We start from the raw sequence: 22,909 nt of genomic DNA, 5'->3' as shown, positions 1-22,909 counted from the left end.
ATACAATGAAAAAATTGTTATATATATTAATTGTAATGAGTTGTTGTCTAGTTGGATGTAGTCACAATTCTCAAGATGACTTACCGAAATCAGTGAAGAAGAATGTAGATGAACAAGTTAAATTAGCTAAACAGCAAGGTGACAAGTATACAATTAAAGAAAATTCTGTTAAATATGATAAAAAAAGCAAAACGTTGAAAATGGAAATAGACTGGAAACTAAACATTGATGTACCTGATAGAATTGGTGAAGGTTCTACATACAAATTTGCACATAATGATTTAATTCAAAAAGTGGAATATAAATATGATTATAAAGGAAAAGAACAAAAGCATTTAATGAAGAAAAATAAAGAAGATGAATTTAAATTTGTTAAATAGAAAAATGTAGCGTGAAATATAAAAAATATGATGAAGCCAAAGGTGTTAAATTACTACAAATTTCAATAATTGTAGCAGTTATTATTTTTGTTCTTAATTTATTAAATGTATTTGGATTAAGATGATTTTTTACTATAAACAATAATACATAAAAATGGAGTAGATGAATTTAAAAGGATTCATCTACTCCATTTTTTGTAATAAAATTCCGAATATCTATAAAGAATATTCAACGTAGTTTCATACCAAATCATCAAGTGACACACACACCAAAAGATATTATGGTAAAGAGTGAAGGTAGTCGAATAAAAGATAGCGTAAATAAACCAAAAAATTCTCCAAATCCAACTAAATGGCAAAAAAAGGGTGGAGAAATTAAGATAGATGAGAATGGAACTTGGATTTATACCAATAAGGATGGTATTAAAGTTGCGTATAAAAAGGGATATCCAGATTTTAAAAGAGCAGGTCTTGTAGAGCAAGAAGTTGATATTAATAGTTTTAATGACTATTACACCGATTTTAAAAAAGCGGATGCATTTGCTGAACGAAAGAAAAGAATTGAAAATACTTGGCACCATCATGAAGATGGAAAAACAATGCAAGAAGTAAATAAAAAAATTCATCGAGAATTCACCCATAGAGGTGGAATGTCACTAAAAAGAAAAAATTAAAATATTAGAAGGTGAAGTTAATGAAATTTAAAAATTTTGGAGAAATATCTAAAGAAAAAATTAAATGGTTAGAACAAAAATATAGAGTTACTTTACCGAACGATTACAAGCAATTTTTGTTGGAGAATAATGGTGCTTTTTTCGATATTGAAAACATGAACAAAATACAAATAGATGAATTAAATGATAATATATATATGGAAGTATTATATGGATTCGATACACCTTATGATGTTACGAACGTCGAATATTGGATGGATGAATATGAATCGGAATTAATTGAAGAATCAATTATAATAGGTAATGATTTGTCACAAGGATTTATAGTATTGATTTTATTAGAAGGATATGAAGGAATATATTTCTGGGATGATGGACATAATTTCGAATCATCCAATGACGAAGAAAACACTTATTTTATAGCTGAGTCATTTACAAAATTCATAGAGAAAATACAATATAAATAAAATATATTTTATGAAAATATAGTGGGAATCACAAATAACTTTGATACTGTGTATAAATAAGCGTAGAAGAACGTTTGTATTCAATAGATAATATTTAAAAAGTGAGAAAATGAGTCTCTCTGCCAAATAAAACTGTTATGTTAATTTATGGAAGTTAGGTAAACGAATTACTTAGCTTCTTTTTTTAACATCGCATAAACAGTATTCATTATCAAGAAGACCCAAAACTTACAAAGGTTGAGTATGGTGACCATTATGAAAAAAGATTTATGAAACCTAAAAAATTGAAAGCTAACATCGAATATATAACACCACATGGACATGTGTGTCGCACGGATCACAAAGGTCGTATAAAAGAAGTATACGCAGAAGACCTAGCATCCCATAATGGCGGACGTAATCTATATGCGCAACGAACAATTGGAAGAGAAGACCGATTACCAGATGATGACGGTGGTCATTTAATAGCGCGCGCATTCGGAGGTTCTAAAGATATAGACAACCTCGTACCTCAAAGTAAATACATCAACCGATCATTTAAAGAGAATGGCGAATGGTATAAGATGGAAAAAGATTGGCGATCAACAATAGAAAAAGGTGGAACTATTAAAAATATAAAAATGGAAATTAGATATGACGATGTTAGTCATAGACCATTGAAGTTTGAAGTGTCTTATGAACAAGATGGAAAACTAATAGAAAAAATAATTGAAAATAGATAGGAGTTTAAATATGAACTTTGAAGATAAGCTTAATAATATTTATCAAGAAATTGCGAATAATGCCAATCAAATAATTCCAGATGAATGGAAGAATATCTTTATGGAAAGTGAAGTAACAGAGGACGGAGGTAGTGTATATTTCTTTTATACATTAAAAAAAGAGGAAGGTTTTTTTTATTCTCATGATATTGCGATAAAATTTAACGTTTCAAAACGTATTTATAAAGACATTCTAAATGAATTATATGAATGCTTTAAGGAATTGAGAAAAGAATTTATAAAGAATAATCAAGAAGTATGGACTACATGTACATTTATTTTAAATGATGAAGGAAAAGCGAATATTTCATTTGGTTATATTAACTGGTTAAATAATGATTTTACGTTAGGTACTCGAATAGATTATTTTAAATACAAGTATTTTGGTGAACTTCCAGAGCAACAACGATTAATAGACGAAGTAAAGCAATTAGAACAGTTCATTAAAGAACAAGAAGATAATTAAATATGGCAAGGATAAGCGACTAAACTATTCAAAAAGTTTAGTCGCTATTTTTTGAAATATGATAAAATTAATTAAAAATACATAATATATTTGACATAATAGATAACATTTAGTGTGTTTATAATTAATTGCAAATAAAATATAAAAAATAGTGATTGTTTAAAAATTATTGGAGATTCTTGGAAAAGTGCAACAAAAGGAATAACATCATTGTTCTCATAGGAGGTTTGTATAATGGACAAAGAGAATTTACAAATTTTAAGTATAAGTAATATTAAAAATTCTTATTTAATAGGTTTTGCGTTGTTGAATTTTATAATATTTGCATTTTATATTGCTTCATTGGTATGGAAGGAACAGTCCCTAATTATATGAAAATATATTTATTAATATAATTATTACTATGGCTTATATTGTATTTACAAGAAAAAGGAAAAATATTTGCAGACTTTAATAGAAATAACTATAGGATAAGAGTGTGTATCTATATGCTAATAAATATATTAGCAGGATATAATATTCCTTTTTTGATAAGTTCGGCTGATATTTTTTATTAATCAGGTGTAGATGGAGAAGCGTTTAAATATTGGATTATAATTGCAGGTATAATTCTAATTTCCATTGTAGGATTATTTATATTTTGTTATTTAGAATTTGAAATGTTTGGAAATAAGCAATATCTAATATTAAAAGTTTTAGGAGTATTTTTAGTATTATTATCAGTTATTGCTTTGATATATATTTCATTTGTTTCACCTAGTGACTCGTGGGAAAGTAAGGTTATTTGGATAGGCTGTTTCTTTTTATTTGGTGTCCACATAATAATGGGACGAGTATTTTTCTATTTAGCAGTTTTAATCAATGATATTAGAGAAGATGGGGTGAAATTATAATGGAATTAGCGAAATAATAGAGTATAGGTTGTTAAAAATATACAAAAAGATATTACATATATAGGAGTGGAGAGAAATGGCAACGAATCTACAAAAAAAATCAATAGAATCTATTCAACATTCCCATTTGATAGGATTATCATTAGTGAATTTCATTATTTTTGCATTGTATTATTTTATATATGCAGGTCCAGGTATAAAAGGGAATATACCTTTATATATGAAAATATATTTAATAGGTTCGTTATTATTATGGTTGATTCTTTATTTACAAGAACGAGAATATATTTTTAAAAATTTTAACCGGAGTAATTATAAAATCAGAGTCGTAACATATATGACCATCAACCTTCTTTTAGGGTACAACATTCCATTTTTAATTAGTTCCGCTTATGCTTTTTATTTTGGAGATTCTCGAGAAGATACTTTTACTTATTGGTTATTAATTTGCGGACTCATAATAGTTTCTGCTATAGGTCTATTCTTCTTTTGTTTAGGAGAATTTGAAATGTTTGGTATCCAAAGCGGTAGTTTTATTAGAATGTTTGGAATTCTAGTTATCTTATTATCATTTGGACTATTGTTATATGTATCATTAATTGTTCCGGTTGATTCTGAAGAAAATAGAACGATTTGGATGGGGATGATAATGCTCTTTTGTAGTCATTTGTTAATTGGACGAACATATTTTTATCTTGGTCTGTTAGAATATGATATTAAGGAAGAAGGATTAAATTTATAGGTATTATAATTATTAAATTTTGAATTCTCAAAGCTTTAAAGGTTAAAAATAGAGTTTTTTAATTAATACATTAACCCACATACAATAAGAACGCCAACTACCACAATAAATCAATGGTAGTTGGCATTTTTGATATTTAACAAAGGATATATATAATGATTAAGACTTATTTCACAATGATATGATGGCATAGGGGTAGATCATGTTGCTTTATTTCATTCTATGATGATGTAACGTCGCTGCTAAAGAAGTCGAATAGGTTTTTAGGTTGATCTGTGTTATCGACATTGCCTTCTAAGAAGTCTGAACCTGGTCCGTATGCGTATGTGTTAACATCTTCGCCAGTATGACCGTATGTTGTCCAACCTGTTCTTGATTTATCGTTAATAGGTTTTTGGATAGCGTCTTGAAGTTTGCCTTGTTGTTTTTCAATTTTAGGATCGTCTTCATTTTTGGCTTTATCTTTTACATCTTTTAATTTATCTGCTTCGTCTTTGATTTTATCTATTTGTTTAGACTTCACGTCAAAGCCATATCCGTTCTTGATGACTTTTTCTACATCTTCACCCTTTGCAATTTGTTCTGTCATATGTGCACCTGATTTTTTCATTTTATGAATAGCATCAGGATTCCATTTATATTCCTCGCCACTACCAATTGTCATACCACCAGTTGAATGGTCTGCCGTTGCGATAACTAAAGTATCATCACGATTTTCAGCGTATGACATCGCATTTTCAAATGCTTTGTTGAAACCGTCCATTTCTGACATGACACCTGTGACATCATTAGCGTGGGCTGTTTTATCGATTGAAGCACCTTCTACCATTAAGAAGAAACCGTTATTATTTTTCTCAAGTTTATTTAATGCACTTTGTTGCATATCAGCTAACATTGGATTTTTCTTAGGTGCATCAATTTGTAGTGGCATATTTTCTTCCGCAAATAGACCTAATACTTGGTCGCTTTTAGAATTAGCTAATTCATTTTTATTTGATACGACGTCATAACCGTCTTTTTTGAATTTTTTATCTAGGTTTCCATTTTCTTTACCAAAGTATTTAGAGCCACCACCAAGAAGTACATCTACTTTATGTTGGCCGTTGATTTTATCATTGTAAAATTGTTTAGCGATTTCATCTTTTTTATCACGGTCGTCAACATGTGCAGCATATGCAGCGGGTGTAGCGTCAGTAATTTCCGCAGTCGAAACTAATCCCGTAGACTTACCGCTTTCTTTTGCTTGTTCTAATACTGTTTTTTGAGCTTGTTTGTTATTATCTACACCGATAGCACCATTAAATGTTTTCTTACCAGTACTAAGTGCTGTACCAGCAGCTGCTGAGTCGGTAATATTTTCTTTATCATCATCGTTATGTACGCGCATTGTTCCTTTAAGATAGTTGTCGAAAGCTGTTTTATCCATCTCTTTAGTTTTAGGATTATCAGCGTAGTAACGGTAGGCTGTATTAAATGATGGTCCCATGCCATCCCCAATTAAGAAGATTACATTCTTAGGATTTTTAGTATTACCCATGGCAATGGCTTCGCTATTGTTAGTATTTTGACTATCGGGTGCTTGACCACCTGCTGAAGCTAGTGTTGGATGACTTGTGCTAAATAAAGTCGTCGTTAAAATTGAACCTGCAATAGTCATCTTTCCCCATTTTGAATTTAAAAACATATAAACGTTCCTCCCAATATTATATATAATTGTTACATTAATAGAATAAAATAATTAAATTGATTTGAAGTAATTATTAAGTTAATGTTTTGTAAATTTATATTAAATTCCAGGAGTGTAAATATACATTTATATTAATGCATCATTTTATATTTGGTTGTTTTATAAATGATATCAATTGTTATAAATATGATTTGACCAATAATATGAATTACTATCATTTAGTAAAGTATTGAAAATTAAATCAACCCAATTATTCGCGTTATCATTGGGTAAGCGTTATAATTCATTTGATTTAAATATAAATGTAGTTTGAGATGCTTTATATCTCTTGCTGTAAGGAGGCTTTTTATATGACTCAATCTAAACCAGTCATTGCTGTTGAAGAACATTTTGTTATAGAGGAGTTAGATTCTTTTAAAGATGAAGATCCTAATGGTCCACATGCGAAAGCGGTAGCACCTATCATGAATCGTTTGAAGAACTTAGGTGACAATCGTATTGCTGAAATGGATGAAGCGGGAGTGGCAAAGCAAATTGTGTCTCTAACTGCACCTGGTACACAACAATTAGAGAGAGATGAGGCAATCCAACTGTCTACTAAGGCAAATAATTTACTTGGTGAAGCAGTTCAAAAGCATCCTGAAAGACTAGCTGGATTCGCAACGCTACCCACCATTGAGCCAGAATTAGCCGCACAAGAATTAGAGCGTACTGTGAATGAATTTGGATTTAAAGGCGCGATTATAAATGGTCATACGTTAGGAGAATATTTAGACCATCCTAAATTTGAAATAATCTTTGAAAAGGCTGAACAATTAAATGTACCTATCTATTTACATCCAGCCATTCCACCTGACAATGTAATCGATACGTATTACAAAGGTAATTATTCAAGTGATGTAGCAATGCAATTTGCTTCTGCTGGATGGGGTTGGCATATCGAAACAGCTATTCACTTAATTCGCATCGTGTTGAGTGGTACATTTGATAAGTATCCCGATTTAAAAATAGTGACAGGACATAATGGGGAAGGTGTATTATACGCACTTCAAAGATTGGATACTTTAATTCCACCACAATTGTCTCATCTAAAGAAAAAAGTCAGTGATTATCTTAAAGAGAATATTTATTATTCAATTTCTGGTTATACTTATGCACCACCATTTATGTAAATGTACGAACAAGTAGGTGCTGATCATATTTTATATTCTAGTGACTATCCATATGTTTCTATGAAAGATACATTAGATTTTGTTGATCAATTAGATATCAGTGAGGAAGATAAAGATAAGATTTTATACAAAAATGCGCAGCAATTATTTAATTTATAGAGGAGTATGATATTAATGGATAATCAATTAGAACCACTTAATCCTAAAAAAGTAGCATTTATAGCTGTAGATTTACAGAAAGATTTACCGATGACGTATCATCCTTATCCATACGCTACAATTACTGAAAATGCAGGTAAATTAGCACGTGCATTTGAACAAGCAGGTGCATTGAATGTCTTTTTCAAAGTTGATACTACAGATGGTAAGGATATGTTAAATCCAATTGCCGATAGAAGTATGGTGGCTAAAGGAGCTGCTGATATGGGTGACCGTCAAAAATTTGATCAGTTAACACCTGAATTAGACGACATTAAGCATGCACTCCGTATTACTAAGCATCAATGGGGTAGCTTTTATGGTACGGAATTAGATTTACAATTAAGACGTCGCGGTATAGATACTATTGTCTTAAGTGGTGTTGCGACAGGCTTCGGTGTAGATACAACAGCTAGAGAAGCGTATCAACATGGGTATCATATTATTTTTGCTGAAGATGCGATGGGCGCATTGTCAGAATAAGAATATGAGTATGAAGTAAACTATATATTCCCATTCATGGGGCGTGTACGTAAAACAGACGATATTATTAACGCAGGTTGGTCAGAATAACGTCAGTCTAAAATAGAATAATAGAATCAAAACAAAAGTCATTTTTAGTTTTATAGCTAAAGATGGCTTTTATGTGTTTAGTGGAAAATGGCTATCGGGTAGTATGAATGAATAGATGATTCAAATACTAAGGAGAATGATTAATGAAACAAGCACAAGACTTAAAAAAAACATTATTTCAATTAGATGGTCAAAAGTACGGTGCTTATAAACGTATTAAAAATGTCTATGATTTTAATGACTTTCAATTAGCCATTGATCATATACAAGTGGATCCATATGCGCCGCCATCTAAAATAAGATTAATCATTGATAGAGATATTGTAGAGATACCAGATGAATATTTAGATACTGAAGATAAGCGTGTAGCTGTTGTTGACTTTTTAACAAGAAATGTCGCACGTGTATTGAAATCGTTAGTTTCTAAATCAAAGGGACAACACAAATTATTGATAGATCGTTGCGGTCAAGAAATGTTGAAAAGAACATCAGTAGTAATTAACAACAATAATATAGAGGTGCGTCTCGAGGTAGGTCTTCCAGCTGCAGGACGCAAAATATTAGGCAAAGCTGCAGCAACAACACTGACCGAACTATTACCTCAGCTTGTATCTCAAGCACTTAACTATCAACAAATTGATCAAGCATCTTTAAAACAACAGGTTGAATTAAAATTAAATCAAACTTATATTAGAGCGCAACTTGAGCAACAAGGACTTATCGCATTTGTAGCTAATGGGGCCATATTACCGAGGAAAAGTGGTATATCTGATGGACCAATGTCCAAAGCCCAATCATTTATAAGTCCTAAGTCATTTGAGACGACTATGCATGTGCTGTTTGGTGAAGCGGTGGAGGGTATGGGAATACCTAAAGGCATTACCCTTATTGTGGGTGGTGGCTATCATGGTAAGTCAACATTATTACAAGCATTAGAGAGAGGTGTCTATGACCATATTGCAGGTGATGGACGAGAATATGTTATTACCAACGACAGTGCAATGAAGATTCGCGCTGAAGACGGTCGTAGCGTTGAAAATGTGAATATACAGCCGTTTATTGATCACCTACCAGGTAAAAAAGACACAAGTCAATTTTCAACAGATAATGCAAGTGGTAGTACATCACAAGCCACCAATGTGATGGAAGCACTTGAAGCACAATCCAAGGTGATGTTAATTGATGAAGATACGTCAGCTACGAATTTTATGATTCGTGATGGGCGTATGCAAAAGTTAATAGCACCCGAGAAAGAACCGATTACACCATTTTCAAATAAAGTGAAGCCATTATATGATGACTATAATGTATCGACTATTTTAATTGTAGGTGGATCAGGCGATTACTTTGAAGTGGCTGATCAAGTACTGATGATGGATGAATATGTACTCAAAGATGTCACTGAAGAAGCTAAGGCAATAGCACATTCCACTGGATATGAACGAGATATGATTTCACAACAATCATTTGGTAACATCCCGTCAAGAGTCCCACTTACGTCAAGTTTTACTAAAAAGGGTAAAGATGGTCGATTAAAAGCAAAAGGCCAACATGCAGTGATGTATGGTAAAGAGGCGATTGATATATCTGGATTAGAACAATTAGTAGATGATAGTCAGACTAATTGTTTGGCAATGATATTAGATTATATGCAACGTCATAAGGTGAATAACGAGCAGACGATTGTAGAGATAGTCGATGCTATTTATCAATTGATTGACGAACAAGGGTTAGAGGCGATGTCACATCATCAAGGTCATCCAGGTAATTTAGCCTTACCACGTAAACAAGAACTGATAGGTACGTTGAATCGCTATAGAGGGTTGCATGTGAAATGATATAAATGTAATGATGAATAAAGAGATGAATGAAGTATTTTTAAATTTTAACGAAAGGACGGAATAGCACGTTGAAATTTTTGAGTATTTTCTTTCCTGTTATTATTTATGTCATCATTTTAGCGTTGCAATATTTTTTATCTCGAACAGGTAGTAAAATATTAGGTTTAATTATGCCAGTTGTATTAGTTGTAGGTGTCACATATGGTTATATGATGAATTATTTTGAATTAGGATTAATGCCTATCATCTTCTTAACAATTATGGGATTATTTATGTTATTAGGAGAATGGCAACGTGCACAACAAGCTAGAAAATCAAAAATGAAAGAATAATGAGATGCGCATGTATCTAGGAGTACGTGAAGTACTTAGATAACATGCGCATTAATGTATGATAGAAGTTATTTAATAAAAGGTTTGTTGTCATTATATTCTGCTTCAGTCATCAATCGACTTTTTCGTTGGATACCGTAATCTTCTTTGAAACAGTGTTCTCCCACTTTTAAATAGGGTACTACAGTTGCTCTGAATTTTACTTTTTTATAAAGAAGTGAAAACCCAATGTCATAATATTTTTGCCTTTCAAAAAGCCATATATGGTCAATCATAGCGCCATTAATTTGGACATCTTTTAATAAGATTTTGACATTGCGCAAATATGGAATATCGCGATTCAATTTATTTTTATAACCTACATATTCAACTCTACCAGTGACTACGACATTTTTATTACGAAATGGTCTTAATTGTTCCCTGATCATCTATGTTCCCCTTAAAATATCACTTATTAATGAAATAATATCACAAAATTATAAAAAGTGACCAAATATCATTTGGTATAATTAAAAAAGTAGTGCTATTGATTACATTTGATGTTGTAGGGGATATTAAATTAATATAAAAAATAAAACCTTCATCCGATAGATTGATGAAGGTCAGTGCGTTGCTATTTTCGAATTAAAGCCAGAATACCAGCAACTAAAATTAAAATACCTGATAAGATACCAAAGAAACCGATAAAGATGAAGTTTAAAAGGCCACCAATAACTAATAAAACGCTCATTAAAACTCTTTTCTTATTGATGATACAACTTAAGATTAAAGTGATAATACATGTAAGGATAACTGCGACACCTAAGCCGAAAACTTGTCCACTATCTGATGCCTCAAATTCATTACCGATACTACCCACCATAATCGCAAATAACCCACCAAGCATACCGAAAATACTTCCCATAATTCCTAGAATCATTTCCGCAACTCGGTTTGTTGGTCTTTCAAACTGATAATTATTCATTATGTCACCTCGTTATTATTCATAACTTTAATATATACTATTAAACAAATTAAATAAATAGTTTTGTAGCAACTTATTAAAATAATAATACTTAATTGATGTAAAAACATTTAATATACAAAAAGAAGTTGAACACACTTTAATGATGTGTCCAACTTTTATATGAAAAATGATTCGTTTTAATTATGATTGTCCTTAAACGCTCTAACAAAATAATAAATACTAATACATGCGATAATAAGAAATGGAATAAATACAGATAAACTAAAACCATGGATGATATTCCAAACAATCATGACAATTGCCAATAAACAAACACCCACACACGCTAACATTTCAATTGTACGTAGCATGATGTATAACCTCCTATGTATTTAAAACATGGTATTGTAAATATATAATGATTCTAATAGTTTAATTATAAAGTAATTTATAATGTTGTTAAAATAATTTAATATGAAAGATTGCTTATTAAAAAGTTATAAAGAAAAGGAAGGTCTTATTATGTCATATAACGCATTAATCGTTGAAGATGATATAGATATAGCACATATTTTATCTTTAACTCTTACAAAGATGACGGTACATACAACAATTAATTATTCCGGTCAAGAAGCGCTTCAAACATTAAAAAATAATCAATTTGATTTAGTGATTTTAGATTTGATGTTACCAGAATTAAGTGGTGAAGAAATACTTCCTTTTATAAAAGATAATACATATAGCAAAGTTATAGTTATATCTGCTAAAACTGATGTAGAAGAAAAAGTAAAACTATTAAATTTAGGTGCAGATGATTATATGACTAAACCCTTCGATGCTAAAGAAGTAACAGCTCGTGTTTCAGTTCAACTGAGAAATTTAGATAGCAAACCTCAAATGGAGCAACTTAAATGGAAAGATCTTACTTTGGATATTAGTAAATATCAAATGTTCTATAAAAATATTGAAATTAATTTAACTAATTCAGAGTTCGAGATTATGAAGTTGTTAATGCAATATCCTGAGAAGGCATTTTCAAAGCAAAAGATTTATGAATCCATACAAGGTATTTATTTAGGTGATGACAATACCATCAATGTACATATATCTAATATTAGAAAGAAGATAGCGCTGCAGACAACTGAAACATATATACAAACAGTGTGGGGGATTGGGTTTATGTTGATCTAAAATCTTTATGATTTCTTTATATTTTACTTAAAGGAACTTAAGGAATATTTCGTTATGTTAAGTGTAAGAATAGCGAAGGAGATGATTAAATGAATCCAGTCATACAAACAAAGCAATTATCTAAAAAGTTTAAACATGACTATGGGTTACAACCTACCGATTTTAATCTTTATGAAGGAGAAATATGCGCGATTATCGGACGAAATGGCGCAGGTAAATCGACGTTATTTAAATTAATTGCGAATCAAATTCATCCTACGAGTGGTAGTATCAAATTGTTTGGAGAAGATGGCTATAATATTAATAATCAGGGGCGAAAAAGAGAAGGATTTATGATTGAAACACCAGAATTTATATCTAATTTTACGGCTTATCAAAATCTATATTATTTTAGTATTCAACGTGGTGTTACGAACAGTGAAAAAATAGAAGAAGTATTAACTCTAGTAGATTTGAAGAATATCACTAAAAAGGTAAAGCAATATTCATTAGGAATGAAACAAAGACTTGGTATAGCGTTGGCTTTATTGACAGGGCCAGATATATTAGTACTAGATGAACCGATTAATGGATTAGATGCTCAAGGTATTAAAAGTTTTCGAGATTTAATTTTAAAATTAAATGAAGAAAATGGAATTACAATATTAATATCTAGCCATATTTTAAATGAACTACAACAACTTGCTTATCGATTTGTATTCATTGAAAATGGTGAAATTATTGAAGATATAAGCAAAGAACAAATGCTTAGTAAAGGAAAGCGTCAACTGATAATCAAAGTTGATAAGCCTGAAAGCGCAGTAAGAATATTAGAAGAACATATTGAAAATATTAACTATAAAGTATTGCATAATAAAGAAATTGTTATAGAACCACCCAATATAGAAAGTAGTGATATTAATAAGTTACTACTTAATAATAATATCGAAGTTGAAGAATTCAAGATTGAAACAACGAATTTGGAAGATTATTTCTTAAATAAGGGAGTGGGAAATTAACATGATTAATTATATGAAAAGTGAGCTTTATAGAATATTTCATAGTAAAGGAGTATATATATACTTAATTGTTTGTAATGTTCTAATGATACTTGCGGCACTCACATTATTTTATTTTGATAAAACGGAAAATAATTTTCCTTATGGTAATGCTAAGTTTTTCTATACAAATGTAATTACAGCTGGATTACTCATCTTGGTTATTGGTGCATCCATGAATATGTTAGTGAATAGTAAACAAAACAAAGCATTAAATAAAATTTCAATTTCTTTTGATACAGCAGTTGCATCTATTTATTGGGGCAAATTTATAGTTTATATCTTGAGTTTCTTAGTTTTATCTCTAATTAGTACTGCTATAACAGTTATATTAGGTATCACATTATTTGATTTTGATCAAACAGCACTCACGAATTATTTAATAGCGTTAGTTAATATGGCCCCTATTGTGTTTGGTGGTCTCGCTTTAGCCCATGCTATTAATAGTTTTAAAGCTAATCTTGCAATAGTTATCATTATTATTAGTATTTTTTACTATCAATCAGCAATGATATTACAAGTATTGACGATGATCAGTCATAAATTTGATGTTATTTATGATAATTCTCCAACAGAGCTATTTAATCAAAATTTTAAAGAATTTATGCAGGAGTCAAGTCAGTTTGGGATTCATTATTGGTTGATAGGTGTATTATTAGGATTGATGTTTTTAATAGTAGGTTATTTAATTTATAGAAATAAAGAGTTTATAGACTAATTTAAGGAAGTTATTAAATGATAATCAGTATGATATTAGCACTCATTCTTGTTGTTATAATTTATAAATATTTATTGTTGAAATATGATATGACTCAATTAACGAAACAATTAAAATATATAAAACATCATATTAATTCGAATCAAATTATTCGAACTAATACTCATCATAACCACTCAGTTAACCTGATTAATGAAATCAATGGCGTGTTAAATGCAAAGAGAAAAGAAGTTGTGAAATATAAGCAACAGGAATTACTGTTAAATCAAGAAATTACCAATATATCTCATGATATTCGAACACCTTTAACAGCTATTAAAGGATATGCTAACTTAATGCAAGAGATTGAAACAATAGGCGAAATCAATCGTTATACTAAGGTGATTAATAGTAAAACAGATAACCTTATCAATATGGTGGATCTATTTCATGAAATGACCAAATTAAATTCAGGTGACTATGCTTTAAATATACAAGAAATTAATATTGATGAATGTTTAAAAGAACAATTTTTATCGTATTTCAACCAATTTGATAACAAGTCTATTAATGTATTATTTAATGAGGATGGTACACACTTAGTCAAAGCTGATCGAGTATGTTTAGAACGGATTATCAATAATTTAATATCGAATATTCTTAAATATGGTAAGACATATGCGAAAATTAAAGTTTTCGATAACAAAGACAGGGTGCTTATTGAAATACAAAATGATACTGATGAACCATTAAGTGATGATGATCAAACTAACTTATTCAAAAGATCTCAAACACTTGACGTCAGTAGACATAATGGTAGTACGGGATTAGGTTTATACATGGTTAAGCGATTAGTAGAAGTACAGAATGGTAGAATTATAGCTACTTTCCAAAATAATCAGTTTAATATATCCATTGAATTGCCAAGAGTAAATAGACAAAAATAATGATAAGATGTCAAAATAAATTAAAACCTGTTCTCAACAGCGTCGTTGGGAACAGGTTTGTTATTGTTTAAATAATTTTTTCTTTATCCATGTATTCATGTACTTTGTTGATTTGTTCTAAAAATGAGCCATCAAATTTGTTATCGAAGAAAGCACTGCCTATAGTGAAGGACCATGGTGACGCATTTTTAATAAGATCTAATTTATCGTAATTATCAATACTACCAGCTACGCATACAGGTCCGCTTACATTTTTAACAAACGTTGTAATTAATTCATCAGCATCACCAATATATCGATAACCTAATAAATCTATGCCATATACACCTTTGTTTAAATAATCATTGGCTTCTTGTACCATATCATCAATGTCTCCCTCTAATAGGGAAGGTCTGCCACTAATTTTTCCAACGAATGGCATATATTTTAAATTATTTAATTTACAGAAATTATGAATAGAATCAAAATATGTTGTCCCCATTAAAATATCACAACCACATTCAGCTGCAATCTGTGCCCCTTGTAATCCCTTTTCTTCATCGTATTCTACAACTTCTAAAAATGTAGTCTTACCACATGATTTCATATAAGAATAAAGTTGTTTCATTTCTTCTTTAGGTATGCCTTGTTCTTTAAATCCCCAAAATTTAGCTTGTGAATATTTACATGATTCAAAAATATCTGATGCATTTTTTACTGTAAAATCATTGTGAGTCAACATAACTGTAAGTTCGCTTCTATTCATTTTATTTCTCCCACCATTTATTTATTAACTATATTAATATTTGTTATTTTAATGTTAATCCTAGGAAATAACAAGTATTATTTTTAATAAATAACAATATTTACATATAATATTAGATTGACTTACAAAAGAGTATCAATTATCATTTGTTGTGTTATTATTAAAATGTATTGCAATATAAAAACAAAATGATTATTAGTGAGGTTGAAAATATTGAATATTTTATTTCCATCAGTATATTTAGATAGTGTTTATGCGATAGATTATGAAAAAGTTAAAGAATTAGGCTATAAAGCTATAATTTTTGATATAGACAGTACTTTAGTCCCTCATGGTGATGACACATCTGACCAAGTAGATGAATTATTTGCACACATTCATGATGTAGGATTAAAAACATTGTTATTATCTAACAATAGCGATGAACGAATTGCGCTTTTTAACAGAAATATTCAAACTTTGTATATCCCTATGGCGAATAAACCTCACAAACCTAATTTTTTTAAAGCTATCGATATGTTAGGTGTTAATCGCTCAGAAGTTTTACTTGTTGGCGATCAAATCTTTACAGATGTTTTAGGGGCAAATTTATGTGGCATTGACAATGTATTGGTTAATTTCTTAAAACATAAAGAAGATATCAATATAGGTAAAAAACGCCAAGTAGAAAAACTTATTTTACAAGTTTATACACTGTTATATAAAAAGAGAAAGCATAGACTATCAGATATAGTAGTAGGAGATTATAAAAAAATGGATAAAAAGAAAAAATTGTTCTGTGAAATTCATCCCGCTTTTTATGCGATTTCAGTACGCAAAGGTATATTGAAAAGACACGTTGATAATCTAAGACAAAAAACAAAGTTTGCTCGTACATTTAAAAAAGAACAATTGCCAAATGTGGTTCATAGTTATTCGACACACTTGATTAAAAAAGGTAAAGATATTGATCCTGAATTACAATACAATAAAGCATATAATATTCAACTAGCTTCTTCTAAAATGGATGGGATTATAATAAAACCTGGTGAAGAATTTTCATTTTGGAAGCTAGTGGGTAAGATTAATAAGAAAAATGGTTATAAAGATGGCAGAGTCATTATAAATAACAAAGTACAACCAGGTATGGGGGGTGGACTTTGTAATTTAGCCAATTCAATCAATTTACTTATACAACATAGTCCATTAGAAGTTATTGAATTACATACGCATTCCGATGCTTTATCACCAGACCATGGCAAGCGAGTACCATTCGGAACAGGCACGTCTATCACGTATAACTACATTGATTATCGTTTTAAAAATACAACGGATCAAACGGTTCAGATTAATTTATGGGTTGAAAATGAAACCTCTTATGCAGAGTTAAGAAGTGAAAAGCCGTTTCCAGTCAAATTTAATTTGATTGAAAGAGATCATCATTTTACTAAAGTGGATGGTAAATTTTACCGTAAGTCTAATATTTATAAAGAAACAATTGATAAGAAAACGAATAAAGTCATAAAAGAAGAGTTAGTATATAAAAACAATTCTGAAGTATTGTTTGATTATGATTTAATACCGAAAGATTTAGTAGTATAAATTAAACAAATTAAAACCTGTTCTCAACAGCGTCGTTGGGAACAGGTTTGTTCTTGTTATTGGGCTTGTAACACACCGTCTTGCATGTGATAGACTTTGTCGCAGAATTGGGTTAATCGCTCGTCGTGGGTAACGATAATGCATGTTTTGTTTCGTTGCTTTGTTTGATGTTCTAAGATTTTCATAACGGCCATCGCGTTGTCTGTATCTAACGAAGCAGTGGGTTCATCGGCTAATATAATAGATGGATTAGTGTAGATTGCTTTGGCAATGGCAACACGTTGCTTTTGACCACCTGATATTTCGCTAGGAAGTTGGTTCTCTATTTCGGTCAGGCCTAATTGATTTAGTAAATCTTTATATTCATCTTTATTGAGTACATCTTTTTTATACTTTTTAAGTAACTGAAATTGTTGTTTAACCGTTAAAAATGGCACTAAATTAGTGGATTGTAAAATAAATCCAATTTCTTGAATTCTAATACGGGCAAGGGCCTTTTGTTTTAATTGGGTAATATTTTGATGATTAATCCATATGTCACCCGTAGTAGGTGTTTGTAATGCACCTGCCATTGTTAAAAAAGTACTTTTCCCAGAACCAGATGGCCCTACAATGGCGATGAGTTCGCCTTGATTAAACGACAAATCAGTTGATTTAACAGCTTCTATGGTTTGGTTACCATCTTTAAATGATTTCGTGACAGCTTTAAATTGTAACATTTGCATACTCCTTTCTATCCAATTGCTTTCAATGGATCAATTTTTCTGATAGATAAGACTGAAAATAGACTTCCTAATAATGAAATAATGATGAGTACTATACCAAATATAAGTAGTATGATGATATTAAACTGTATTGGAACAGCGTCAGGCAGAATAGTGCTTGTTAATAATGTTAGTCCTAGTCCAATTGCCGTACCAATCAGTGACAATATAAAGGTTTGTGCTAATACCATTTTAGCTAGATAGGTATTAGTGAAGCCTTGTGCTTTTAAGACACCGAATAGATTAGTCTTTTGTAGCGTCATGACGTATAAGAACACACCGATAACCGTTGCTGAAATTACAAATAAGAAAGAAATCATAAAGTTTAAAGTTAGATTTTGCGCTTTATAACCCGGTAAATTTTCAATAAATGTATTGATAGATACGCCTTCTAAATCACCATCGAGCTTATGATCCTTCCAATTTTTATCTTTCACGACAATGGCATTGGTTTTATCTTTTGATAGCGCTGGATTGATCTTTTCAATCGTTTTGTTATTAGAAAAAATCACTGGTGATGCATTGTACTTCGCACTTTCTGTAATACCAACGACCTTCAATTTCTCATCTGATTGTGACAATGATAATGTATCGCCAACTTTGAATCCTTTATCTTTAAGGGTTTGGTCAATCACCACTTCATTAGGCTTTTTTACTTGATGCCCGTCAACTAATTTTGGCACTAAAAATGAATGAGATGTCACACCGAAGAGTAAGGCATTTTCTTCTTTTTGTTTATTAGAAACGATGACACCTTGTTGTTTCAATGATGTTGCTTTTTTGAAGTTGTCTTTCACTTTGGATTGATCAAATACAGATTGTTCTACGGTTTGATTGGCATCTTTATTTAAAATAATAGCGTCAGCATGCCACTTTTCAATGCCTTCTGTATTCATTTTGATTAACCCATTTGCAAGTCCAGATAATAAAAATAATAAATAGCTAATGAGTACCAAAATCCCAATAATTAAACTGAACTTAAGTTTGTTTCTTTTAATTTCATTCCAGGCTAAGAACATTAGGTTGTATCCTCCTTTGAAAATAGATAAGACCGTTATATAACTTATCGTGATTAGATTACTTTAAGATACCATTTTTTACGCTTATTTCATAAAATTTCGGTTGATTTAAAATGATAACAAAGCATTGGTAATATTCATATAATTAGTTGAATGTGATATAACCTGTTATAATCAAAGCTCAAATAAGTTAACCTGAGGAGGTTAAATATGAATGAACAAGTCTTGGTCACAGGTGGTAGCGGGTTCTTAGGAATGCGTATCATTAGTGAACTATTAAAAGATGGCTATGAGGTACGTACGACGTTACGTTCTTTAGATAAAAAGAAACAAGTAATTAAAACATTAAATGATCATCACATAAAAACTGATAAATTATCATTTGTAGAAGTGGATTTATCGAAGGATGAACATTGGAATGAAGCGATGAAAGATTGTAAATATGTATTGAGTGTCGCTTCACCAGTATTTTTTGATATTCCGGAAGATGAAAAGGAAGTCATTAGACCAGCAATTGAAGGTATTCAACGAATTTTGAGAGCAGCGGAGAAAGCGAATGTGAAACGTGTAGTGATGACGTCAAACTTTGGTGCTGTTGGTTTTAGTAATAAAGATCAATCTAGTGTCACTACCTAAGAAAACTGGACAAACCAAGATGAACCGGGATTGTTAGCTTATGAAAAATCTAAGTTATTAGCAGAGAAGGCGGCATGGGACTTCGTTAAGAATAAGGATAATGATTTAGAATTTGCGACGATTAATCCTGTAGCAATGTTAGGGCCATCATTAGATAGCCACGTATCGGGAAGTTTTAATATTATTAAAAATCTCGTGAATGGTTCATTGAAACGTGTGCCTAATATCCCATTAAATGTGGTAGATGTTAGAGATGTGGCACGTTTACACATTTTAGCGATGACTACACCTGAGGCCAATAACCAACGATTTATCGCCACGGCAGACGGACAAATTTCAATGCCAGAAATTGCCCAATTAATTAAACATCAACGTCCTGAATTAGCTACTCATACATCTACAAAGAAATTGCCTAACTTTGTATTAGGTTTAGGTGGGAAGTTTAATAAAGAGGCTAAAGAAGGTAAATTGTTACTTGATATGAATAGAAATGTAAGTAACGAACATGCTAAATCAATACTTGGTTGGCGCCCAATTGGAACACAAGAAGAGGCAATTCTAGAAGCGCTTGATAGTATGGCTAAATATAACTTGATTAAATAAATTAAAAAAGCAGTAGTAGGTCAGTGTTTAAAATGACTTACTACTGCTTTTATGTTGTAAATCTATTTTCCTAATAATTTAACAACGCGACGTTGTTGTTCTTTACCCGTTGGATCAGCTTGTGTTTTAAGTTCAGTAAATGCTTCAGACCAGTCTGATGTACGAGTACGAATAGGTGGTTCTTCCATTTCTAACGTATTAAGTATGACGGTAGCGACTTCTTCAGAAGTTTGAGATGAGCCCGCGCCATAATTCTCTTTAAGACCACCTAAGTATGAATCAAGGATTGGCTTGTACTCATCATCTTTAAGACCACCCGTAGACTGTAGTTGTGCCATCACATTGTTTGTGAATTCTGATTGAATGCCACCTGGTTCAATGAGAGTAAATTTAATATTGAATTCCGGTTGAACGTAACTAGCCATCGCTTCCGTATAACCTTCTACACCGAATTTAGTTGCACAATAAATTTCGTTAAATGGTTGACCTACAAGACCGCCAACAGAAGATATATTAATGATACGACCTTCTCTTTGATTTCTCATATATGGTAAGACTGCTTTTGTCATACGTATGACGGCCATTAAGTTTAAATTCAATTGCCACATGATTTCATCATCTGTTGCGAGTTCCGTTGTTTTAACAAAGCCAGCACCTGCGTTATTAATAAGGATATCAATACGACCTTCAGTATTGATAATGTCAGTAACGACTTGATTGATATGATTTAAGTTTGTAACATCTAGTTGTTTGACTTCTAAGTCTATACCGTCTTGCTGTGATAATTGTATGAGTGCATCTTGTTTTTCTAAATGACGCATCGTTGCGTATACTTTATATCCATTTTTAGCAAGTAGTGAAGCAGTTTCTAAGCCTAAGCCTGTTGAAGACCCAGTAATTAATGCGATTTTTTTATTCATGAACGAATACCCCGATTATTTTTATTTAAATGATTAGTTGCGCTAAGTTTACGTGGTTATCAATGGAATAGCAAAGATTTAAGACCAACGTTGTTCAACTTTTCCGAATTTCCAAATCAATGTTGAAATCAACCATGTGATTAAGAACAAACCAACCAAAATATAACCTAAATAGTCAAATTGAATGGATTGAATTAGTGACCAAAAGCCACCTGATAACGCAAATTTATCAGCCATAATTTGTAACAACTCTATTAGGCCAATTATTAAAGCTGCGATAACTGAAATGGTTGTAATTGTAATGTTGTAATAGATTTTACGAATAGGATTAAAGAATGCCCAATTGTAGGCAGATTTCATCACTACACCATCTAAGGTATCTAATAAACTCATACCAGCCGCAAATAAAATAGGTAATGATAAGATACCTATAAATGAAATAGCTTGTTGAGAAGCACCAGATGACAACGCGAGCAATGCAATTTCACTTGCTGTATCAAATCCTAAACCAAAGAGGAAACCTAATGGTAATACGTGCCAACTTCTACTGATGACTTTGAAGTAAGGTCCTACAAATCGAGTGATAAAACCTCTAGATTCTAAAAGTTCATTCACTTCTTCATCATCAATGCCTTTTTGTTTACGTAATTTCATAAATAATTGAACTAGAGATACTAGAATAATTAAATTTAAGTTACCAATTAAAACTAAGAAAAATCCGGAAACTAACGTGCCAATCGTACCACCTATGTCTTGGAAATGGGGTAATTCACTTTTAGCCCATTTGACTGATATGCCTAGTAATACAGCCATTAAAAATACGACTGTAGAGTGACCGATTGAAAAGTAGAAACCGACACCTACAGGATCGCGACGTTGTTGTAATAACTTCCTAACTGTATTATCGATGGCAGCAATATGATCGGCATCGAAAGCGTGACGTAAACCTAACGTATATGCCAAAATACCCATGCCAAATAAAATATGATGATCTTTACCTGCAAACCATAAAAAGCTAAATCCAATAATGTGTAGTAAGATGACAATGCTTATGTATGGTAACCAACTTAATGATTGTCGTTGCATTGATTTCAAAATAATACCCTCTTTCTGATAAACATAATAATTAATCATACTCCGATTGATGATAAACGCATAGAAAATTTTATTGGTGTAACAAAAATGTTATGCCGAAAATAAATTAGTTTTAATTATTATTTAATTAATATTTCAATTAAATAAGGTTAATAGATTAAACGTTTGAATGATTATATTGTCAGGTATAGATTAATGACAAGTTTTTAAATAAAGGGGGAGATGCCAAATGGTTGAACATCAAGGGTGTGTTAAATGCGGACATACTGAAGTCGAAGAGGGCACACTTTCTGCAACTGGTTCAGGGCTCTCAAAAGTTTTTGATTTACAACATAATAATTTTATAACGATTACTTGTAAAAATTGTGGTTATACGGAATTTTATAAAGATGATAAGAATAGAAAATCAGATATCATTGATCTCTTTTTCGGTGGCTAGTGACTGACTATGAGTCCTTAAATATACTATCTTTAATCGTTGATAATGAGTATATGAATGAACATCCCAATTGTTGAATTAGGCGTTCAATATGTTGGGATGT

25 protein-coding genes and 3 pseudogenes are annotated in these 22,909 nt (G+C 31.1%); 19 read left to right on the top strand and 9 right to left on the bottom strand.

From position 1 onward, the window contains the following. Positions 1-5 precede the first annotated feature (5 nt). The 7 genes and pseudogenes from ACZ267_RS02890 to ACZ267_RS02860 all read left to right on the top strand — a co-directional run bounded on the left by ACZ267_RS02890 (position 6) and on the right by ACZ267_RS02860 (position 4,383). Positions 6-380 (top strand): hypothetical protein, encoded by a 375-nt coding sequence (locus ACZ267_RS02890; RefSeq protein WP_047211286.1) that lies wholly within the window; start codon positions 6-8, stop codon positions 378-380. 281 nt (positions 381-661) lie between these two features. Beyond that, complete coding sequence (locus ACZ267_RS02885; protein ID WP_047211285.1) at positions 662-1,054, top strand: HNH endonuclease; 393 nt, start codon at positions 662-664, stop codon at positions 1,052-1,054. 20 nt (positions 1,055-1,074) lie between these two features. Then, positions 1,075-1,521, top strand: coding sequence for an SMI1/KNR4 family protein (locus ACZ267_RS02880; protein ID WP_047211283.1), 447 nt, complete (start codon positions 1,075-1,077; stop codon positions 1,519-1,521). Positions 1,522-1,709: 188 nt separating this feature from the next. Then, positions 1,710-2,243: pseudogene (locus ACZ267_RS02875) on the top strand (DNA/RNA non-specific endonuclease); the annotation flags it as partial. Positions 2,244-2,253: 10 nt separating this feature from the next. Continuing rightward, positions 2,254-2,748, top strand: a complete 495-nt coding sequence (locus ACZ267_RS02870; protein ID WP_047211282.1) for an immunity protein YezG family protein — start codon at positions 2,254-2,256, stop codon at positions 2,746-2,748. Between the two features lie 234 nt (positions 2,749-2,982). Continuing rightward, positions 2,983-3,641: pseudogene (locus ACZ267_RS02865) on the top strand (DUF5079 family protein). A gap of 76 nt (positions 3,642-3,717) precedes the next feature. Next, positions 3,718-4,383 (top strand): DUF5079 family protein, encoded by a 666-nt coding sequence (locus tag ACZ267_RS02860; protein ID WP_047211281.1) that lies wholly within the window; start codon positions 3,718-3,720, stop codon positions 4,381-4,383. Positions 4,384-4,603: 220 nt separating this feature from the next. Here ACZ267_RS02860 and ACZ267_RS02855 read toward each other — a convergent pair whose 3' ends face one another. Further along, a complete protein-coding gene (locus ACZ267_RS02855) occupies positions 4,604-6,067 on the bottom strand; it encodes an alkaline phosphatase (RefSeq protein ID WP_002466704.1) in 1,464 nt (487 codons plus the stop codon). A 353-nt stretch (positions 6,068-6,420) separates the two neighbouring features. Here ACZ267_RS02855 and ACZ267_RS02850 point away from each other — a divergent pair, with 353 nt between their 5' ends. The 5 genes from ACZ267_RS02850 (at position 6,421) to ACZ267_RS02830 (ending at position 10,186) form a co-directional block, all read left to right on the top strand. Next, positions 6,421-7,242 carry an amidohydrolase family protein gene (locus ACZ267_RS02850; protein ID WP_326130113.1) on the top strand — a complete coding sequence of 274 codons (822 nt, stop codon included), beginning with the start codon at positions 6,421-6,423 and terminating at the stop codon, positions 7,240-7,242. Continuing rightward, positions 7,243-7,401, top strand: a complete 159-nt coding sequence (locus ACZ267_RS02845; RefSeq protein WP_326130111.1) for an amidohydrolase family protein — start codon at positions 7,243-7,245, stop codon at positions 7,399-7,401. Between the two features lie 15 nt (positions 7,402-7,416). Next, positions 7,417-7,923 (top strand): isochorismatase family protein, encoded by a 507-nt coding sequence (locus tag ACZ267_RS02840; RefSeq protein WP_227706011.1) that lies wholly within the window; start codon positions 7,417-7,419, stop codon positions 7,921-7,923. Between the two features lie 233 nt (positions 7,924-8,156). Further along, entirely contained in the window at positions 8,157-9,851 is a 1,695-nt protein-coding gene (locus ACZ267_RS02835; RefSeq protein ID WP_047211279.1) for an ABC-ATPase domain-containing protein, read from the top strand. 71 nt (positions 9,852-9,922) lie between these two features. Further along, positions 9,923-10,186 (top strand): hypothetical protein, encoded by a 264-nt coding sequence (locus ACZ267_RS02830; RefSeq protein WP_002466695.1) that lies wholly within the window; start codon positions 9,923-9,925, stop codon positions 10,184-10,186. A gap of 68 nt (positions 10,187-10,254) precedes the next feature. Here the strand turns inward: ACZ267_RS02830 and ACZ267_RS02825 are convergent, their stop codons facing one another. The 3 genes from ACZ267_RS02825 to ACZ267_RS02815 form a co-directional block, all read right to left on the bottom strand. Then, the gene (locus tag ACZ267_RS02825) at positions 10,255-10,614 is read right to left on the bottom strand and encodes a hypothetical protein (RefSeq protein ID WP_047211278.1); all 360 of its coding nucleotides are present in this window, start codon (positions 10,612-10,614) and stop codon (positions 10,255-10,257) included. 185 nt (positions 10,615-10,799) lie between these two features. Continuing rightward, positions 10,800-11,150, bottom strand: coding sequence for a DUF4064 domain-containing protein (locus ACZ267_RS02820; RefSeq protein WP_047211277.1), 351 nt, complete (start codon positions 11,148-11,150; stop codon positions 10,800-10,802). Between the two features lie 179 nt (positions 11,151-11,329). Continuing rightward, positions 11,330-11,503, bottom strand: coding sequence for a hypothetical protein (locus ACZ267_RS02815; RefSeq protein ID WP_171991404.1), 174 nt, complete (start codon positions 11,501-11,503; stop codon positions 11,330-11,332). 151 nt (positions 11,504-11,654) lie between these two features. Between ACZ267_RS02815 and ACZ267_RS02810 the strand changes: the two genes are divergently transcribed. The 4 genes from ACZ267_RS02810 to ACZ267_RS02795 all read left to right on the top strand — a co-directional run bounded on the left by ACZ267_RS02810 (position 11,655) and on the right by ACZ267_RS02795 (position 15,004). Beyond that, positions 11,655-12,323: a response regulator transcription factor gene (locus ACZ267_RS02810; RefSeq protein ID WP_047211276.1), complete on the top strand. Its 669-nt coding sequence runs from the start codon at positions 11,655-11,657 to the stop codon at positions 12,321-12,323. Between the two features lie 89 nt (positions 12,324-12,412). Then, positions 12,413-13,321 (top strand): ABC transporter ATP-binding protein, encoded by a 909-nt coding sequence (locus tag ACZ267_RS02805; RefSeq protein WP_047211275.1) that lies wholly within the window; start codon positions 12,413-12,415, stop codon positions 13,319-13,321. A 1-nt stretch (position 13,322) separates the two neighbouring features. Continuing rightward, a complete protein-coding gene (locus tag ACZ267_RS02800) occupies positions 13,323-14,078 on the top strand; it encodes an ABC transporter permease (protein WP_047211274.1) in 756 nt (251 codons plus the stop codon). 17 nt (positions 14,079-14,095) lie between these two features. Continuing rightward, entirely contained in the window at positions 14,096-15,004 is a 909-nt protein-coding gene (locus tag ACZ267_RS02795) for a sensor histidine kinase (protein WP_047211273.1), read from the top strand. A gap of 67 nt (positions 15,005-15,071) precedes the next feature. On the opposite strand, the gene ACZ267_RS02790 is transcribed toward ACZ267_RS02795, so the two are convergent. Then, positions 15,072-15,749, bottom strand: coding sequence for a hypothetical protein (locus tag ACZ267_RS02790; RefSeq protein WP_002466588.1), 678 nt, complete (start codon positions 15,747-15,749; stop codon positions 15,072-15,074). A gap of 213 nt (positions 15,750-15,962) precedes the next feature. Here ACZ267_RS02790 and ACZ267_RS02785 point away from each other — a divergent pair, with 213 nt between their 5' ends. After that, positions 15,963-17,330: a YqeG family HAD IIIA-type phosphatase gene (locus ACZ267_RS02785; protein WP_047211272.1), complete on the top strand. Its 1,368-nt coding sequence runs from the start codon at positions 15,963-15,965 to the stop codon at positions 17,328-17,330. A 56-nt stretch (positions 17,331-17,386) separates the two neighbouring features. Here the strand turns inward: ACZ267_RS02785 and ACZ267_RS02780 are convergent, their stop codons facing one another. After that, positions 17,387-18,049: an ABC transporter ATP-binding protein gene (locus ACZ267_RS02780; protein ID WP_047211271.1), complete on the bottom strand. Its 663-nt coding sequence runs from the start codon at positions 18,047-18,049 to the stop codon at positions 17,387-17,389. A 14-nt stretch (positions 18,050-18,063) separates the two neighbouring features. Beyond that, a complete protein-coding gene (locus tag ACZ267_RS02775; RefSeq protein ID WP_047211270.1) occupies positions 18,064-19,113 on the bottom strand; it encodes an ABC transporter permease in 1,050 nt (349 codons plus the stop codon). 210 nt (positions 19,114-19,323) lie between these two features. On the opposite strand from ACZ267_RS02775, the pseudogene ACZ267_RS02770 reads away from it, so the two are divergent. Then, a pseudogene (locus ACZ267_RS02770) lies at positions 19,324-20,352 on the top strand (SDR family oxidoreductase). A 62-nt stretch (positions 20,353-20,414) separates the two neighbouring features. Here the strand turns inward: ACZ267_RS02770 and ACZ267_RS02765 are convergent. Both ACZ267_RS02765 and ACZ267_RS02760 read right to left on the bottom strand, forming a co-directional pair. After that, positions 20,415-21,272, bottom strand: a complete 858-nt coding sequence (locus tag ACZ267_RS02765) for an SDR family oxidoreductase (protein ID WP_047211269.1) — start codon at positions 21,270-21,272, stop codon at positions 20,415-20,417. Positions 21,273-21,350: 78 nt separating this feature from the next. Next, complete coding sequence (locus ACZ267_RS02760; RefSeq protein ID WP_047211268.1) at positions 21,351-22,406, bottom strand: HoxN/HupN/NixA family nickel/cobalt transporter; 1,056 nt, start codon at positions 22,404-22,406, stop codon at positions 21,351-21,353. Between the two features lie 190 nt (positions 22,407-22,596). Between ACZ267_RS02760 and ACZ267_RS02755 the strand changes: the two genes are divergently transcribed. Next, a complete protein-coding gene (locus tag ACZ267_RS02755) occupies positions 22,597-22,806 on the top strand; it encodes a zinc ribbon domain-containing protein (protein ID WP_002466596.1) in 210 nt (69 codons plus the stop codon). Positions 22,807-22,909: the final 103 nt, after the last annotated feature.

Source organism: Staphylococcus sp. AC872 (assembly GCF_979255425.1).
This window is presented reverse-complemented; position numbering and strand designations above follow the sequence as displayed.